General features: G+C 52.7%; 18 protein-coding genes. 14 read left to right on the forward strand and 4 right to left on the reverse strand.

Features of this window, described 5'->3' with window-relative positions:
- Window positions 1–29: 29 nt before the first annotated feature.
- On the reverse strand, window positions 30–1,715 hold the full coding sequence (murJ, locus tag HMPREF2804_RS01495) for a murein biosynthesis integral membrane protein MurJ (protein ID WP_048752390.1): 1,686 nt from the start codon (window positions 1,713–1,715) through the stop codon (window positions 30–32).
- 21 nt (window positions 1,716–1,736) lie between these two features.
- Complete coding sequence (locus tag HMPREF2804_RS01500) at window positions 1,737–2,237, reverse strand: NUDIX hydrolase (RefSeq protein WP_048755438.1); 501 nt, start codon at window positions 2,235–2,237, stop codon at window positions 1,737–1,739.
- A gap of 102 nt (window positions 2,238–2,339) precedes the next feature.
- On the opposite strand from HMPREF2804_RS01500, the gene HMPREF2804_RS01505 reads away from it, so the two are divergent.
- The 7 genes from HMPREF2804_RS01505 to rplI all read left to right on the forward strand — a co-directional run bounded on the left by HMPREF2804_RS01505 (window position 2,340) and on the right by rplI (window position 6,950).
- Window positions 2,340–3,764, forward strand: a complete 1,425-nt coding sequence (locus tag HMPREF2804_RS01505; RefSeq protein ID WP_070626982.1) for a CCA tRNA nucleotidyltransferase — start codon at window positions 2,340–2,342, stop codon at window positions 3,762–3,764.
- Between the two features lie 161 nt (window positions 3,765–3,925).
- Entirely contained in the window at window positions 3,926–4,294 is a 369-nt protein-coding gene (locus HMPREF2804_RS01510) for a TM2 domain-containing protein (RefSeq protein WP_246824087.1), read from the forward strand.
- A 228-nt stretch (window positions 4,295–4,522) separates the two neighbouring features.
- Window positions 4,523–4,885, forward strand: a complete 363-nt coding sequence (locus HMPREF2804_RS01515; RefSeq protein WP_048755440.1) for a TM2 domain-containing protein — start codon at window positions 4,523–4,525, stop codon at window positions 4,883–4,885.
- Window positions 4,886–5,110: 225 nt separating this feature from the next.
- Complete coding sequence (gene rpsF / locus HMPREF2804_RS01520) at window positions 5,111–5,413, forward strand: 30S ribosomal protein S6 (RefSeq protein WP_004005946.1); 303 nt, start codon at window positions 5,111–5,113, stop codon at window positions 5,411–5,413.
- 85 nt (window positions 5,414–5,498) lie between these two features.
- Window positions 5,499–6,149 carry a single-stranded DNA-binding protein gene (locus HMPREF2804_RS01525; RefSeq protein WP_004005947.1) on the forward strand — a complete coding sequence of 217 codons (651 nt, stop codon included), beginning with the start codon at window positions 5,499–5,501 and terminating at the stop codon, window positions 6,147–6,149.
- Between the two features lie 88 nt (window positions 6,150–6,237).
- A complete protein-coding gene (gene rpsR / locus HMPREF2804_RS01530; protein ID WP_004005948.1) occupies window positions 6,238–6,474 on the forward strand; it encodes a 30S ribosomal protein S18 in 237 nt (78 codons plus the stop codon).
- Window positions 6,475–6,497: 23 nt separating this feature from the next.
- Window positions 6,498–6,950, forward strand: coding sequence for a 50S ribosomal protein L9 (gene rplI, locus HMPREF2804_RS01535; protein WP_004005949.1), 453 nt, complete (start codon window positions 6,498–6,500; stop codon window positions 6,948–6,950).
- 139 nt (window positions 6,951–7,089) lie between these two features.
- On the opposite strand, the gene HMPREF2804_RS11245 is transcribed toward rplI, so the two are convergent.
- The gene (locus HMPREF2804_RS11245) at window positions 7,090–7,365 is read right to left on the reverse strand and encodes an alpha/beta fold hydrolase (RefSeq protein ID WP_246824088.1); all 276 of its coding nucleotides are present in this window, start codon (window positions 7,363–7,365) and stop codon (window positions 7,090–7,092) included.
- Window positions 7,366–7,466: 101 nt separating this feature from the next.
- Window positions 7,467–7,931: an alpha/beta fold hydrolase gene (locus HMPREF2804_RS11250; protein WP_239661913.1), complete on the reverse strand. Its 465-nt coding sequence runs from the start codon at window positions 7,929–7,931 to the stop codon at window positions 7,467–7,469.
- A 477-nt stretch (window positions 7,932–8,408) separates the two neighbouring features.
- Between HMPREF2804_RS11250 and HMPREF2804_RS01545 the strand changes: the two genes are divergently transcribed.
- The 7 genes from HMPREF2804_RS01545 (at window position 8,409) to dnaB (ending at window position 16,036) form a co-directional block, all read left to right on the forward strand.
- Window positions 8,409–9,449, forward strand: coding sequence for an ABC transporter ATP-binding protein (locus HMPREF2804_RS01545; protein ID WP_004005951.1), 1,041 nt, complete (start codon window positions 8,409–8,411; stop codon window positions 9,447–9,449).
- The gene (locus tag HMPREF2804_RS01550) at window positions 9,450–10,337 is read left to right on the forward strand and encodes an ABC transporter permease subunit (RefSeq protein WP_004005952.1); all 888 of its coding nucleotides are present in this window, start codon (window positions 9,450–9,452) and stop codon (window positions 10,335–10,337) included. It begins immediately after the preceding gene.
- Window positions 10,338–10,456: 119 nt separating this feature from the next.
- Window positions 10,457–10,774 carry a hypothetical protein gene (locus tag HMPREF2804_RS01555; protein ID WP_004005956.1) on the forward strand — a complete coding sequence of 106 codons (318 nt, stop codon included), beginning with the start codon at window positions 10,457–10,459 and terminating at the stop codon, window positions 10,772–10,774.
- A 739-nt stretch (window positions 10,775–11,513) separates the two neighbouring features.
- Window positions 11,514–12,314 (forward strand): class I SAM-dependent methyltransferase, encoded by an 801-nt coding sequence (locus HMPREF2804_RS01560; protein ID WP_070626983.1) that lies wholly within the window; start codon window positions 11,514–11,516, stop codon window positions 12,312–12,314.
- Between the two features lie 175 nt (window positions 12,315–12,489).
- Window positions 12,490–13,659 (forward strand): nucleotide disphospho-sugar-binding domain-containing protein, encoded by a 1,170-nt coding sequence (locus HMPREF2804_RS01565; protein WP_246824089.1) that lies wholly within the window; start codon window positions 12,490–12,492, stop codon window positions 13,657–13,659.
- Window positions 13,660–13,702: 43 nt separating this feature from the next.
- A complete protein-coding gene (locus tag HMPREF2804_RS01570) occupies window positions 13,703–14,566 on the forward strand; it encodes an SDR family oxidoreductase (RefSeq protein WP_070626985.1) in 864 nt (287 codons plus the stop codon).
- 111 nt (window positions 14,567–14,677) lie between these two features.
- Window positions 14,678–16,036, forward strand: coding sequence for a replicative DNA helicase (gene dnaB / locus HMPREF2804_RS01575; protein ID WP_013398176.1), 1,359 nt, complete (start codon window positions 14,678–14,680; stop codon window positions 16,034–16,036).
- Window positions 16,037–16,701: the final 665 nt, after the last annotated feature.

The raw sequence follows: 16,701 nt of genomic DNA on the forward strand, positions 1-16,701 counted from the left end.
ACGGTGTTTTTAGCGGTTTGCGGGCTGGTTTAAGATTCGTTTGAGGCCCCTCGCCGTGCGAGTGCTTTCACCTTGCCTGCAATGGGTGCGAAGAGAGCATCTGCCTCACGCACGCGGAAAATCTTGAGCATCACTACATAGCTGAAGAGCATGGTGAGACCACAGATTATAAGGGTTATAACCGCTGAAATTTTTGATGCCCAGGCGAAGCCATCAAGATTGTATCCGCCCAATACCCACAATACGGCGGCGGCAATAACTCCCGCAAAACATGCCGCGAGGGTAGTACGAGCGTACATGTTGATAATACGCTTCTGCCCATAATACCCAAGTCTGCGGCGAATTTCGTAATGGCTGATGGCGACCACGAAGAGGTTCTGTACCGGGAAAATCAGGGAGAGCGCATACACGGTGTAGCGCGGGTCAAGCAGGGAGGCAACCCCACTCATAATGACCATAACAATCGCGGCGTAGAACTGAATGAGGAAGGGGGTGCGCGCATTCTCTCGGGCATAGAGAACGCGCCCGTAGAGGAAGGATATAGTCAGTGCAGGGGTTCCCAATGCAGTAATAGCAATGAGGCGCCCAATGACGGTTGCCGCAACCGGGTCTCCGCCGCTAAAGAGCACCGCCACGGGACCGGCGAGGACGATAAGTGCGAGCGCACAGAAAACGGTGGCAATACCGGCGGTACGCATACCGTGTGAAAGGGCGTGGATGACGCTGTCACTATCGTCCGCGATGGCGGAGGAACTCATGCGGTTAAAGAGCACGGTAGCGATGGAAATGCCGATCACGCCGTGGGGGAGCGAGTAGAGCATCGAGGCGTAGTTCATTGCCTGCAGACCGGGAATCTGAATACCCATATCGGCATACTGGGCGCGGGCGCTCACCACGGATGCGGCAACCCGCGTCATATACATATACGACAGGTTAGAGACGGCACCGGCTGCAAGGGTCCAAATCGCCAGACGAGATGCTTCCCGCAGTCCGATACCGCGCCAGCCGAAGTCCGGTTTGAGCCGCAGCCCCAGCTTCCTGAGCGGGATAAAGAGAACGATAGCCTGCAGTGCCACGCCCAGAGTTGCCGATCCGGCGAGGAAAATCGTCTGCATCGACGTCCAGCTTTCGACCGAGTGGCGTGGCGGATTGATGGTTGTATCCTGCGCCCCGAAGGTAAAAATAAAGATAAAGAGCGCAGCGATAGCAACGACGTTATTGAGCACGGGTGCCCACATGAAAGCCCCGAAGGCCTCTTTCGCGTTGAGTACCTGCCCAATGACCGTATAAAGCCCGTAGAAGAAGATTTGCGGCAAACACCAGAACGAGAATATATACCCGAGTTCTTTCTGCTCTGGCGTCCATGTAGAGCCCATAACGTTGATAATAGGGATGGCACACGCCAGCGTAATCGCTGTAATCAGGCCGATGGCCGTCACCGTAATAGTCACGAGCTTGGAAATATACCGTTCGCCGCCGTCTTGGGCTTTAGCGGCTTTGATAATCTGCGGCACGAGCACGGCGTTGAACACACCACCGGCGACCAACACGTAGATGAGGTTGGGGAGCGTATTTGCGGTCTCGAAGACGTCACCTACGGTCGAGAGGGCACCCAGTGCCACCGTGAGAAGGATTGCCTTAAGGAACCCTAGAACACGGGATACGAGCGTTCCCGCCGCCATAATGGCGCTTGAGCGTGCATCGGTACGTGCCAACTTCTTCTCCTGGTTGTGACGTTAGAGCTGGGTATTAATATACTCTCGTGCAATATCTGCGATGCGCCGTTCATTAGCGAAAGAGAGTTTCTGGCTAAGCTCCGCCAGGGGTACCCACGCAACATCGACTGCTTCATGATCGGGGTCATGCTCAATGGTTAGGCGGCCGCCGGTAGCACAAAAAAGGTAGTGATGTACCGTTTTATGGATGCGCTGCCCACTAGACGTAAACCAGTAGTCGATATACCCGAGGGTAGCAACAATGTAACCAGTAATTCCGGTTTCTTCGGCTATTTCTCGCTGAGCTGTTTCTATCAGACTTTCATGACCTTCAACATGTCCCTTAGGTAGACACCATTCGAGCTGTCTGTTGCGGTTATAGCGCGCAATGATTGCCACCGGCAGGTCGGGACTATCAAAATTAATCATGAGCCCTCCCGAAGAGACCTCTTCAAGCGCAGGCACCGGAAGCTGGGGCGCGAAGGGGCGCATTTTGGGTGCGCGTGGTACGGGAAAACTCATAGTTCTACCTTATCCGATGCGGCGCTATTTTGGGCTATGGTGCGGCTGATAGGAGCCCGCTAATATGCTCTTGCCGCTAATATCTGGCAGGATTAAGAGACTATGTCGCAAAAACTTGATGTGCTCTCAAAATATCCGGATGCTGTTGAACTCGGCGAACTCTACCGCCAGGCGGGTTTTGATCTCTATCTAGTCGGTGGTTTGGTGCGTGATGAACTACGCAATGCCCCCGGCGAATTCACTGATTTCGATATGACTACGAACGCCACTCCCGCCCAGAGCGAGCAGATTTTGAGCGCCTGGGGAGAGCATATCTGGGATATCGGCAAAGAATACGGCACCATCAGCGCCCGCAAAAACGGCGCTGTTTACGAGGTAACGACCTATCGCGCCGAAGTGTACGTCGCCGATTCCCGCAAACCCACAGTGGAATTCGGCACCGATCTGAAGGCTGACCTAATACGGCGTGACTTCACTATCAACGCTATGGCTGCTGCGCTGCCTTCGGGGGAGATCGTGGATCTTTTCCACGGCACTAAAGATTTAGCAGAGGGCGTTTTGCGCACCCCGCGCTCGCCTCAAGAATCCTTTTCCGAAGACCCGCTTCGTATGATGCGCGCGGCACGGTTCGCTGCTCGGTTTAACCTCACTGTAGCGCCGGAAGTATTCGAAGCGATGCGGCAGATGGCACCGCGCATCGAGATTATTTCGGCGGAACGGGTGCGCGACGAACTCATCAAACTCATCTGTGCAGATTACCCGCGCGTGGGCCTGAACTTGCTCGTAGAAACCGGGCTTGCGGACTATGTGCTCCCGGAGCTGCCCGCCCTGCGCATGGAAATGGACCCTTCACACCACCATAAAGACGTTTATGAGCACTCGCTCAAAGTCATGGAACAGGCGATCGAGAAGGAAACTGACGCTGACGGTCCCTGCCCCGCGCCCGATTTTGTGCTGCGTTTCGCATCGCTTCTGCACGACATCGGCAAACCCAAAACCCGCAGATTCGAGAAAGACGGCTCGGTATCTTTTTTGCAGCACGATGTGGTTGGCGCGCGCATGGTCAAAAAACGGATGCGCGCCCTACGCTTTGATAACGACACCATCAAGGCGGTGGCGCGCCTCGTAGAGCTTCATATGCGCTTCTACGGCTACCGTGAGGCCGGGTGGACCGACTCTGCGGTACGTCGATATGTGCGGGACGCAGGGGGGCAGCTGCAGCGTCTCCACAGGCTTTCTCGGTCGGATGTCACCACGCGCAATAAGCGCATGGCGCGCTCGCTGGCGCAGGCATATGATGATTTGGAGCGGCGTATTGATGAGCTTGCCGCCCAAGAAGAGCTGGATGCGATGCGCCCTGAACTGGATGGCGAACAGATTATGGCGGTGCTGGGCATCGGTCCTGGGCCTCTTGTGGGGCAGGCGTATAAATTCCTGCTGAACCTGCGTTTGGATGAGGGTGAACTTGGTGAAGAAGAAGCGACCCGCCGTCTGCTCGTATGGTGGCAGGAGCATGGAGAGTCCTAAATCCCCATAATACGGCGGAATACTGCGGAAATAGAATATGACGGAGACTACGGTACATAAGGTTCACTAAATGCCTCTGTGAAGCTAAATTGACGTGCTGAATGGTATTCAGCGGCAGCGTTCGCCGCGCACGAATACACATTCACCGAAAGGGCATTACTATGTCTGATAACTCTGCCTTTAATCCGGATTCTAACCCTGCATTCAACGGTTCCCAACCTCACGGACAGCCCATACAACCTATCGCCGTAGCACCGGTCATGATGGTGCAGCAACCCAAATCCATGGCGGTGGCATATCTGCTGTGGTTTTTCCTAGGTTCCCCTGGTATTCACAAGTTTTATCTGAACCAAACGGGTCAAGGGATTCTATACCTGTGTTTATTCCTTACTGGCTGGGCAACTGTTTGGTTTCTTATCGGGATAATTCCTCTTGTAATTTTGGGCATCTTGCTCATCATTGATATTTTCCTGATACCTGGCCGGGTGAACCACCTCAACGGCGTAACCCCCGTTGTCGTGAAGCAGTAACAGCCCATTATCACGACTCCACCGCGCATTGGAGAATCCCGCATCCTCACAGTCGAGGATGCGGGATTTCTGTCTGAACGAAGGTTGGTGCGGTGGGGGAGGGGAGGGCAGATTCCCACCGAATACACACCCCGTTCCCAGGGTTTGCGCATGTGAACTGTCTAAACTTGCAGTGAGCGCGTTATATACAGCGCGCTGAAACACTCACGAAGGAAGGAAATATGAAATATGTCGCAACAGGTTTATGAACCTAAACTTTTCGCCCATGGAACCGTTCCGGGCAGCCGTACTTATGTGAACTCCGAACATGAACAGTCGACCGTCGTCGTGATTCGCCCCAAATCTGTGATTCTCACCTATGTGCTGTGGCTTTTCCTCGGATGGTTAGGCATCCACAAGTTTTATCTGCGTCAGCCAATTCAGGGGCTGCTTTATCTGGCGCTCACCGGTATAACCAGCCTGCTGACGCCCATAGGTTTAGGTTGGATAACCGGTATTCCGCTAGGCCTTCTGCTCTTCAAAGACCTCTTCACGAATATCCTTCGAGTCGCCATCCTCAACCTTCGGGACTCTTCGGTTCGTTACTACTAAAACCAGAATTTTTAGCGTTCAAGACTCTAGCTTCAGGATGCTCCCGTTACACCCATGCGGTGTGGTGGGCGCATCCTTCTCTTTGCTGGATTCTACCGCGTATTCTCGTGTAGTATAGAAGAATCTGTGTGTGCATCCTGAACAAGAGGATGCTGCACCGGGTGCCACATGAATCTCCTGCTATGGAAATCCCATAGCCGTTTAGCCCAAAGGAGGGGTTTAATCATGCGTGCATACGAACTGATGGTTATCCTCAACCCCGAGGTTGAGGACCGAGCGGTAGAGCCGTCTCTGTCGAAGTTCCTGGAAATCGTCACCAACGCTGGCGGTACCATCGACAACCTTGACATCTGGGGTCGCCGCCGTCTGGCATACGAGATCCAGAAGAAGTCCGAAGGTATCTATGCGGTTGTTAACTTCACCGCGAGCCCTGAGACCGCCGCTGAGCTCGACCGTGTTCTAAACCTGAACGAGTCCGTTATGCGTACCAAGATCATCCGTCCGGAGGATCAGAAGGTCAACAAGTAAGACTCTAAAACCGCGACCTGATTAAAATGTCAGGTTCCTATGGTTACCTAGAGTTATATACTTGAATCCATTCGAGGAGGCATCAATGGCAGGCGAAACCATTATCACTGTGGTCGGGAATCTCACCAGCGACCCTGAGTTGCGCTACACTCCCGCAGGTGCAGCGGTTGCAAACTTTACGATTGCATCTACCCCGCGTACCTACAACCGTCAAACCGGTCAGTGGGAAGACGGTGAGGCACTGTTCCTGCGTGCGTCTATTTGGCGCGACTACGCAGAGAACGTCGCAGAGACCCTGAAAAAGGGAACCCGTGTGATCGCCCAGGGTCGTTTGAAGTCTCGCTCGTATGAAACGAAGGAAGGCGAACGTCGTACCTCAATGGAGATCGAGCTCGATGAGATCGGTCCCGCTCTACGGTACGCTACCGCCCAGGTAACCCGTTCACAGCGCACCTCTGGAGGTAACTTCGGTGGTCAGCAGGGCGGCAACTTTGGCGGTAATAACTTCGGTAATAACCCCCAGCAGGGTGGTTTTAACAATTCCGCGCCGCAGCAGGGCTTCGCTCAGCAGCAGGGTGGAAACGGTTACTCCAGTAATGCCGGATTCGGTGGGGGAGCCCAGCAGGCCCCCGCACAACCGGCACAGCAGCAGGCACCTGCGGCTGATCCGTGGACCTCGCAGTCCGGCGGAAACTACGATTGGGGTACCGGTGCCGATGATGAACCTCCGTTCTAAAGAAACGTTCCGTCTTCCTCAAACCAAACCATATATCAATCCATCCCGCGGTTAACGCCGCGGGCTCCCAACCTAAAGGAGCACCACGATGGCTAAGGCTGAAATCCGTAAGCCCAAACCTAAGCAGAACCCCCTGAAAGCTGCTGACGTCACCGTTATCGATTACAAAGACGTCGCCTTGCTACGCAAGTTCATCTCCGATCGCGGCAAGATCCGCGCTCGCCGCGTAACTGGCGTGACCGTTCAGGAACAGCGCAAGATCGCTCAGGCAATTAAGAATGCCCGTGAGGTTGCACTGCTTCCCTACTCCGGCGCTGGCCGCTAACGAGAAGGAGAGTAACAAGTACTATGGCTAAGATTATTCTGACTCAGGAAGTAACCGGTCTGGGTGCCGCTGGTGACATCGTCACCGTTAAGAACGGCTATGCACGTAACTACCTTCTTCCTCGCGGCTTTGCCGTTTCGTGGACCGTTGGCGGCGAGAAGCAGGTTGAATCTATCCGTGCGGCCCGTGCGGCCCGTGCGAAGGCCTCCCTGGAAGAAGCCCAGGAGACCGCAGCTAAGCTCTCTGCTCGCCCGATTGTAGTAGCACACAAGGCTGGTGCTGATGGTCGTCTCTTCGGCTCCGTTAAGGCAGATGCTATTGCTGACGCTATTGAAGAGGCAGGTCTCGGCACTATCGACAAGCGCACCATTCACCTCGGTTCCGCTATCAAGCGCACCGGTGAGTACCAGGTGACCGCTCGTCTGCATGAGGATGTTGTTGCCAACGTTACTCTGGACGTTGTAGCAGCCGCATAAGCAGGGCGTATTTAGACGCTGTGAGGGCGTCGCATTCCGACTGGGATGCGATGCCCTTTTCATATGTGGAGCCAATTATCCGTTTTACCCGAGAAGTGCGGGGTAGGGGAGGGGTATGTTTCACGTGAAACATTGCGTGTTACAGAGTACCGTCAATAAAATCTATGACCGCTTGGGTTACCTCTTCCAAATGCCCCTCGATCATATGACCACCCGTTTCGAAGATACATGTGGTGAGATTCGGGTATCGGTACATAGAACTCTGCACATGCCCTCGCGGCTGGGCAAAAGGCACAACTCGGTCATCTTGTGCATGGATCAGAAAAACGGGCGGTTCCAAGCTCTCAATGGGGTATTCCTCAAGATGGACCGCCATATCCGGGTTTGTGATAGCTGCGTCGATCTTGGCTCCCATACGTCGCTCCTGTAGGGGGAACATCCCATATATGGTGTGTGTGGGAAGCCCAAATAGAGGTTTGAAAAACGGAGACAGCAGCCACATGATGTAGTCATGGTTCAGAGCGGCAGGAGGCCCCATACGCGTGGGCAGCTTTCGTGGTTTTTCCTCCCAGGGCGGAGCAGAGCTGAGGAGAATAAGACCTGCGGTCCGTTCCGGATAATCCAGAGCGAAACGAAGAGCGGGGTTCCTCCGGCAGAGGCGCCTAGCACATAGACCTGCTCAATATTGAGGATATCGAGGAGGGCCATCAGAGCCGCTGCCTGTTCTTTGGGACTCCCTTCACCTGCGACCGCGCTTCCGGGGTACCCAAAACGCGATGGAGCAATAATCCTGTAGTGTTTCGAGAGCTCCCTAACGTTCTCAAAGGCTTGGTCGTAGCCGCCATAGATACCGTGCAGAGACAGAATAACGGGAGGGTCGCTATATACTGAGGACGACCCGGTGGGCATAATATCGAGATATGCTATCTCTCCATAGCTGAGATGCGCCGTTTTGACCGGATACGACGCGAGTTCGTCCACAGCATCGTGGAGTGCCCGGCGGCATCGTATACCTTGAACACTTATGTAGGTTGTGGCAGCAAGCGCTGTACTACCAAGGAGGCACCTGCCCCACCGGACGTATCCTGCACGGTTTTTCTGTGGTTCCGGTGTACTGCTAGTCCTACGCATAGTTCCCTACCCCTTCGTATACGGTCTATTTTTAACTACAGTAATTTCACAGACGTGGGCGCACAACCCTAGGGGACGGGTATCAGGACTATTCTTGGAGATACTTCGATATAGTAGTATTTCTATCTCTATACGTTGGATAACTATATTTCTATAGGAATTTTCTTATAGACAGCATCAATGTTTCACGTGAAACGGTGTATGTAAAAAGATTGAGAAATAATAAAAATTCCGAAGGAACCTCAAAAATCCTATATTCTCCGAAGTGAGAACCGTAGACTGGACGTGATAGAGCAACCTTAAACTTCTTCAGAAGGGTAGATGTAGATGTTACAGGTTCAGAATCTTACTAAGATGTACGGTGATAAAACCGCCGTTAACGATATGTCTTTTATCGTTCCCGACGGTAAAGTCACCGGTTTCTTGGGTCCCAATGGGGCAGGTAAATCGACCACGATGCGCATGCTGGTCGGACTCCATAAGCCCACCTCGGGCGAAGCCCTTGTGGACGGCAAAAATTATCAGTCCCTTAAATCTCCGCTCCATACGGTAGGAGCCCTCCTTGACGGGAAATCGGTGCATCCGGGGCGCAGTGCACGCACGCACCTTATGTCTATTGCGCTTACCCATGGTATTTCGGCGAAACGTGTGGACGAAGTTATCGGCATGACCGGTCTTAGTCAGGTGGCTAAGCGGAAGGTTGGCGGTTTTTCCCTCGGTATGAACCAGCGTTTAGGTATTGCCTCAGCTATCTTGGGCGATCCCCATAACGTTATTTTGGACGAGCCGGTTAATGGTCTTGATCCCGAAGGTGTGGTGTGGGTTCGTCAGTTGGCAAAGTATTTGGCATCCGAAGGTCGGGCGGTGCTGATTTCTTCACACCTCATGAGCGAGATGGCGCAGACCGCTGACGACCTCATTATTATTGGGCGCGGTCGCCTGCTGGAACATACGTCTATTGATGAACTTATCTCGCGAGTAGGCGGTCATAAAGTTCTGGTTCGTACCGATGAACGTGACCTTTTCGCTTCACTCCTTGCGGAACGATCGCTTCCTTTCGAAGCAGTCGATACCGATGGTTTGTTGGTTTCGGCTGATGCTCGCGACCTGGGTGAACTCGCTTTGCGTGAGCAAATTTTGCTCTATGAGCTGGCGCCTCATGAAGCGACTCTTGAGGATGTTTACCTTGAAATTACACGTTCAGAGGTTGAATATGTCTCTGATAGTCTTCCAGGTGCTGGTGCCGTAGCCGCGGTTTCTTCGGTGCCGAATGCACCGGCAGCCGATCCTCAACTGCAACCGGTGACTAGTTCTCCAGAGCACAGCTTTATCGATGAAACCCAGCAGGGGAATGGGAGGAACATATAAATGAGTACTCAAACTTACGCTACTAAAAATGCGCCTGCACCGGTTGCTCATAATCTATCATTCCTGGGTGTGCTCCGCTCAGAATGGTTAAAGATGCGCTCCCTACGTTCTCAGCAGGTTCTCTTCATCATTACGGTAGTGCTGATTTTAGGACTCGCAATGCTGCTGGCTCCTGTTTTTAACGAACAATTGGCACAGTATGAGAAAGATGTGAGTACATCGCAGATTGTGAATGGGCAATCAGTCAACGGTTCCGAGATCATTGACCAGATGAAGAGCGCGTCGTATTCTATCGGAGTTGTAGGCGCTTCATTGGGAGGCATTATTCTTTCTTCCATGGCGACGGTATTTATTGCATCTGAATATGCCACGGGTGCTATGCAAACAAGTCAGTTAGCAGTACCGCGTCGTTCTCTTTTATATTCTGCTAAAGCCCTTGTGGTGACGGTGGTAGCTTTTGTCGTAGGAACCTTGAGTGGTATCTTGGCATTCTTCTTAGGCCAGATGATACTCACGGAAAAGCTACGAGTCTCTTTCGATGGTGAAGTACTTCGAATCACTCTTCTTCTTGGACTGTATCTTGTGGTACTTGCTTGGATGGGATTCGGGTTTGGTGCTCTCCTCCGTAATAGTGCCGGAGCTATTGTTCTTACAGTCGTTCTGCTTTTTGTGGTGACAATAGTTCTTAGTTTCTTCAGGTCTGCTGAGTGGGCAAGCGATGTTTCCAAGTATCTACCTGTTCATCTGGGCGAAAATATGTTGGTCTACGATACTGACCAGTTTAAAGATCCCAGCTACGAAATCCGCTGTATCCTCTTCACCCTGTGGGGCTTTGTACCCCTGGTACTTGGCTGGATTCGCTTCAAATTCAACGATATGAAGTTGTAGACTTACGGCTCATCGGATAAAAGGAAGTGCCGCCTCCTGAACATATACTGGATGGGAGGCGGCACTTGCTGTTACATCAAGGATCACCGTTGTGAGCTACTCTCGGTTAGGCTAGATATATGGCGAAAAAATCTTTCAATCACCTTCCCCCCAGCACTCAACTTTTGCGGGTCGGCATCATCTTCGAGGCAGTAAGTGTTGTACTTGTGATACTTGCCTTTATTCCTTTTCCCTCGCTCACGGTGAATGCCATCCTGTTTTATATCACGATAATCGTGGGTAGTTTTACCTCTGTGATCGCCTTTATCTGTGCCATAGTGGGGCTTATTCGGTTTGTGCGCCATCGCATCGCAAATATTGTATTGGCGGCGGTATCGGTGCTGATAAACCCGGTGACCGTGGTTTTGGCTGATGCTCTTCTGAACTCTAACGGATAAATTACTGTCGCACGGGGATCGTGCGCTGCACACTGGGGCATCGCTGAAGTTCTTCCCAGTATTTCTTGCGGGGACTTTCAGGTGTTTTTCAGCCAAACCCCAAGGTTCCTCAAGGTAACTACGGTTAACTAGAAGTGTTGGTTCGAGAGGACTGCGATGTGAATGTGTGTGTTTCAGAGAGTGGATATGCTCTCGTGGAACTGAAAAGCGAGGCTACTGTGTAGCCTCGCTTTTCAGTTTTAAAACTCTTCCTTCTTTCGGTTAGTCATCACAATCTCATGCACGGCACCGGATACAGCGTGTAATTCTCTGCGATATATGCCCTGTAAGGAAATTCTGATCCATGGCCTTGTGTCTACAGCGCACACAACTCCTCGCATTCACAGATATTCCCAAGGTTTAACTCACGAGGAATAAAGGTTGACGGCTCATAGTTATATCAGGTAGTTCGAGAGGACTATCTGAAAGTTGGACTTTCCTTAGCGGAAGTGGCTCTGATTTTCGTATGTATGTGTGTGTGATTGAGGCTGAGATCGAATCTTCGGGTTCGGTCTCAGTTTTGTTTAACTCTTAGTCTGTGTTCCGCACATAAAGCCACAGAAAACAATGGCGTAGTACCGGCGTAACAGGAGGTTTGCAAGATACAGCATAAGAAAAATGCGGCTACCTCATAACGGAGTGTAGAATTAGAGCATAAAAATCTTGCATATTAAATACGAATTATCACAGGAGATTTATCGTGCCTAAAACCCCGAACGTTCCCGGTACCGATCGTCCCGCTGAAAAAGCCGCCGGACACTGGCTGCTCGCCCAACTCGGTAAGAAAGTCCTTCGCCCCGGTGGGCGCGAAACTACAAACTGGCTGCTCAGCCGCGCGCTTGGCGGGCAGATCGACGTAGTCGAATTCGCACCCGGACTAGGTATTACGGCGCTCGAAATCGTCAAACGCAGCCCCAAGACCTACACCGGTGTAGATCTTGACCCAAAGGCGGCTGAAATCGTGCGCGGGCGCATCGGAAACAACCCCAACTACACGGTCGTGAACGCCGGGGCGCAGGAGACCGGGCTGCCCGATTCCAGCTACGACGTGGTGGTGGGCGAGGCTATGCTGACCATGCAGACCGACAAGCACAAGCTGGAAATTATGCGCGAGGCGGCGCGCATTCTAAGGCCGGGCGGCTACTATGCTATTCACGAGCTATCGCTAACCCCTGACTACCTGCGCCCTGAGATTCAGGAAGAAATTCAGAAGGACCTGGCACGAAGCATTCGCGTGAACGCACGCCCGCTTACGGTTGCCGAATGGACCCGCCTTGCCGAAGAAGCCGGGTTTGAGGTGTTAGACGTATATCAAACCGAGATGGCTCTTCTGGAACCCAAACGCATGATTGCCGATGAAGGGGTGGGCGGACTCGCCAAGATCATGTTCAACCTTGCACGCAAACCGCAGATTCGTGAGCGCGTGCTGGGCATGCGCAGTGTTTTCCGCCGTCACGCCGACCATATAGGCGCTATCGGTCTGGTTCTACGGAAGAAATAACTACGATTTGCGCGGTCAGAAAACGGAGCCTGAGTTTTCCCGATACAGTGGGCGGATTACTGAGGCTCCGTTTTACACTAGATATATATGAGGCGTAGATCCCACTCAAGCATGTGTACGCCCCCCACTGGAGAAGACAATGAGCCGTATTCTTTTCTCTCCCGAAAGCTTTAATATGGGTGAAACCACGCGCAGCATCGAAATAGCGCGTGTTGCTCAAGATCGAGGGCACAAAGTCCTCTTCCATATATACTCGCCCAAATACCGTGGGTTGCTGGAAAGGGCGCGGCTTCCCGTGCATCTTCGTGAACCCATCATGACTGATGCCGAAGCGAAACAGCTCATGGCGCTTGACCAAGGCAGGGGAGTGCGGCATCCCTTCACCACCGAGAAAGTACGCCAGAGGGTTACCGTAGAACTTGCTGCTATTCGTGACTTTAACGCAGATGCTGTGGTGATCGGCTCTAACCCGACTATGCTGATCTCCGCGCGCATCGCCGGTGTACCTATTTTCTATGCGCGCCCTTACGCATATTCAACGACCTATTTTTCTGCGAAACCTGCCGGTGAAGCCCCCGCAGCACCGGGATGGTTACGCGCACTGGCTCGGACAATATCTTATAAACCAGCCTCGTTCACTCGCGTAGCCCGCGAATACGGAATCAAACTCCCGCGCCGTACCATCGACATGTTCAGCGCTGACGTAAACCTTATCTGTTCTCTTTTTACCGAGCTGCGCGGCGATTCGTTAACAGCTCCAGACATCAGCGTGGGACCTATCTACTACCGTGCTCCCGGTGAACTTCCGCGGATTGTTCGGGAACCTAAAAAGCGACCACTTATCTACGTGGGGATGGGCTCGTCCGGGTCTGCACGCATCTTGGCGGCGGTGCTGCGGCAACTTTCAACGGCACCGGTAGATGTTCTGGTCGGTGATGGGGTGCTGTTAGCGGATGCTGATGCGCGCTCGCTGGGCGACAATATTCACCGTGCGGGAACTGTTCCGGCTCATCTGCTTGCCGGGCACATTGATGCCTCAATCACGCACGGTGGTGAAGGAACCGTGCAGACAGCGTGTCTGGCGGGGGTACCGTTTGCGGGTATCGCCATGCAGGCCGAGCAACGCTGGAATATTGAGGAATGTGCACGGTACGGCAACGCCCTGCGCTTCGCGAAACATGATGTGCACCGAGGTCAGATGCACGGCATTCTGGATCGTTTACTTTCAGATGAGACCATGCGCGCCAAGGCTCGACAGCTCAGCAAGGCAATGCGCGGCATGGACGGTCCAACCCGCGCCGTCGAGGTGATTGAGGGCTATCTCAAAGACTGTAATCCTGCCTAAAGGGTGCGAAACTTTGTTCACAGAACCACATCGAGGTGAAACGATGAATATTTTGGTTGTTGGAGCATCGGGCTATGTGGGGCGTCATATTGTGGAGCAGGCGCATCGTCGCGGGCATCGGGTGCGTGCTGTGGTGCGCGATAAGGCTCGGGCTGAGAACGCCGGGGCGTGGGGTGCACCATCGCTGGCGGATAGGGTAGATGAGTGGGTGGTTGGTGATGTAACCGACCGTTCCTTGACAGCAGGGGTGTGCGATGGCGTTGATGCGGTTATTTCGGCACTAGGGGTGACTCGGCAGAAGGCCGACCCCTGGGATATTGACTACCGTGCGAACCTAAATATATTGGAGTCTGCGCGCGCCCATGATGTCACACGTTTCTGCTATGTGAACGCCATACACGCCGAGTCGATTCGTTCGCAGCTCACGCGTGCGAAAACGGCTTTCGCGCAGGCATTGATCCAGTCACCGCTGGCGCATCAGGTGGTGAGCCCGAGCGGGTACTTCTCGGATATGAGCGCTATAGCGCAGATGGCACGCCGCGGCCGGGTGTATCTTCTGCGACCGCAAGGGCGGCTTAACCCCATTCACGGGGCGGATGTTGCCGCATACTGTCTTGATAAGGTGAAATCTGCTCAGGAGGGATCCTACGATATTGGTGGTCCCGAGGTTCTCTCGTGGCGCGAGGTAGCACAGTACGCTTTTGAGGCGGTGGGACGCCCCGCGAAGATCACAGTTATCCCGCCCCGGTTAGTAGACGGTGGGGTGAAGGGGATCGGTCTTATCAAACCGCGCGTGGCTGATACTTTATCGTTTATGCTGTGGGGCTTAACGCATGATTGTGTGGGAGAACCGACGGGAACGCATAGTCTTCGAGAGTTCTACCAGGAACAGGCGCAGAATTTATAGGGCGGTGTACATTTCAACAAGCGTTCATGAGAAACTAGCATAGAAGTTCTGCAGAAATTGCTTCTGGAACGCCATAAACATCGGATAAAAACGCGATTTTGAGGAAAAAGCATGTCTGAAACTGCCATCGATTATGGTTCTCGCACCCTGCCGCACGATGATGTCGCGGAGCAGTCGGTGCTGGGCGGCATGATGCTCTCTAAAGACGCTATTGCCGATGTTGTGGAGACTCTGCATGCGGGAGATTTCTATAAGCCGCAGCATGAACTGATCTATGAGGCAATTATTTCTCTGTACGGTCACGGCAACCCCGCCGATGCGATTACGGTAGCGGATGAACTCAAGGGCCGCGGTGAACTCACACGAGTTGGCGGGGCAACATATTTGCATACGCTCATCGCTTCTGTTCCTACCGCTGCGAATGCCCAGTATTATGCTGAGATCGTCAAGGAACACGCGGTCATGCGCCGTCTGGTAGAGGCTGGCACTAAGATCGCCCAGCTCGGTTACACGAGCGAGGGCGAGGTAGACTCGCTGGTTGATCAGGCACAATCTGAGATTTACGCAATTTCAGATGGCAACGCGAAAGAGGATTACGTTACCTTCTCAGATGCCTTAGAAGCCACGATGAACGAGATCGATGCGAACTCGAACCGCCCGGATGGCGTTTATGGCGTGCCCACGAGCTTTATTGAGTTTGATGAGCTCACCGGTGGTTTGCATCCGGGGCAGATGATTGTGGTTGCCGCGCGTCCCGGCGTGGGTAAATCGACTTTGGCACTGGATATCGCTCGTTCTGCCGCGATTCATCATGATATGACGACGGTCTTTTTCTCTTTGGAAATGGGTCGCACCGAGCTTGCAATGCGTGTGCTTTCGGCGGAGGGCCGCATTTCGATGGGCCGCCTCAAGAAGGGAGATCTTGACCAGGAGGGATGGACCAACCTGGCGACCCTGCAGGGGAAAATAACCGGTGCACCGCTTTTTATTGATGATTCGCCGAACATGACGCTCATGGAGATTCGTGCGAAATGCCGTCGCCTTAAGCAGCGCAATCAATTGCAGCTTGTGGTGCTGGACTACCTGCAGCTGATGAGTTCGGGAAAGAAGGTTGAGTCTCGTCAGCAAGAGGTTTCGGAGTTTTCCCGTAGTCTCAAACTTTTGGCGAAGGAACTTGAGGTTCCGGTCATTGCGCTGTCGCAGCTGAACCGTGGTTCGGAGCAGCGCACCGATAAGCGCCCGATGATCTCTGATCTGCGTGAGTCCGGTTCGATTGAGCAGGATGCGGATATGGTGATTCTGCTGCATCGTGAGGATATGTACAACCCCGATAGCGATCGTGTGGGTGAGGCAGACATGATTATTGCGAAGCATCGTGGCGGCCCAACGAAGACTATTCCCTTGGCGTTTAGCGGTAAGTACTCGCGGTTTAATAACATGGCTTCTGAGACTCCACCGCAGCAGTATTAGCGGAATCTAGCGCATTTGAGCGTAAGAAAGGCGTTGCTTGACCGGTATTTTTACCGGGAGGGCAGCGCCTTGAGTCTTTAAGAATTTTCGGAGTATAAGGAGTTTTCGTGAATGAGGCTTTCATGGAAGTAAACACCCAAAATATTATGTGATGTACTGCATATTATTCTGGTTTGCAAAGCACGGAAAGCCTCTGTATAGTTATATGAGTCGCCGCGGCGAGGGGAAGTAAAAACCCCGAGATCTTGCGGCAAAACCAACTATACAGTGCACAATTTGAAATTCATGTTTACGTTCGCACGGTAATTTTACAACCATGAGAAATTGAATGAATTTTGAATATTTGTTATGTGAGGCATAAAGTTTTTAACTTGTGTTTCTTGATGAAAGCGAGTATAGTTGTATAGGTTGTCACTCAAAATGGAGTGGCGATATCACTGACCGGCTGATGATGACTCTGATTGTGTGTTGTTGTTGGTGTGGTGTGTTGTTTGAGAACTCAAGAGTGTGCTTTGTTCAATACGTTTTAGACACAACTGTGTGTTGTGTTGTGATGATGTGTATTGGTGAAACGGGATGTTGTGACAGTGCACTGGTACCCCCCTTTTTTTTGGGTGGGGGTGTTGGTGCACGGGGTTGATACCGTATATGTTTTTTGATCTTAT

Origin of the sequence: Rothia sp. HMSC065G12 (assembly GCF_001811455.1) — a bacterium.
In the GTDB taxonomy this organism is placed as follows: domain Bacteria; phylum Actinomycetota; class Actinomycetes; order Actinomycetales; family Micrococcaceae; genus Rothia; species Rothia dentocariosa.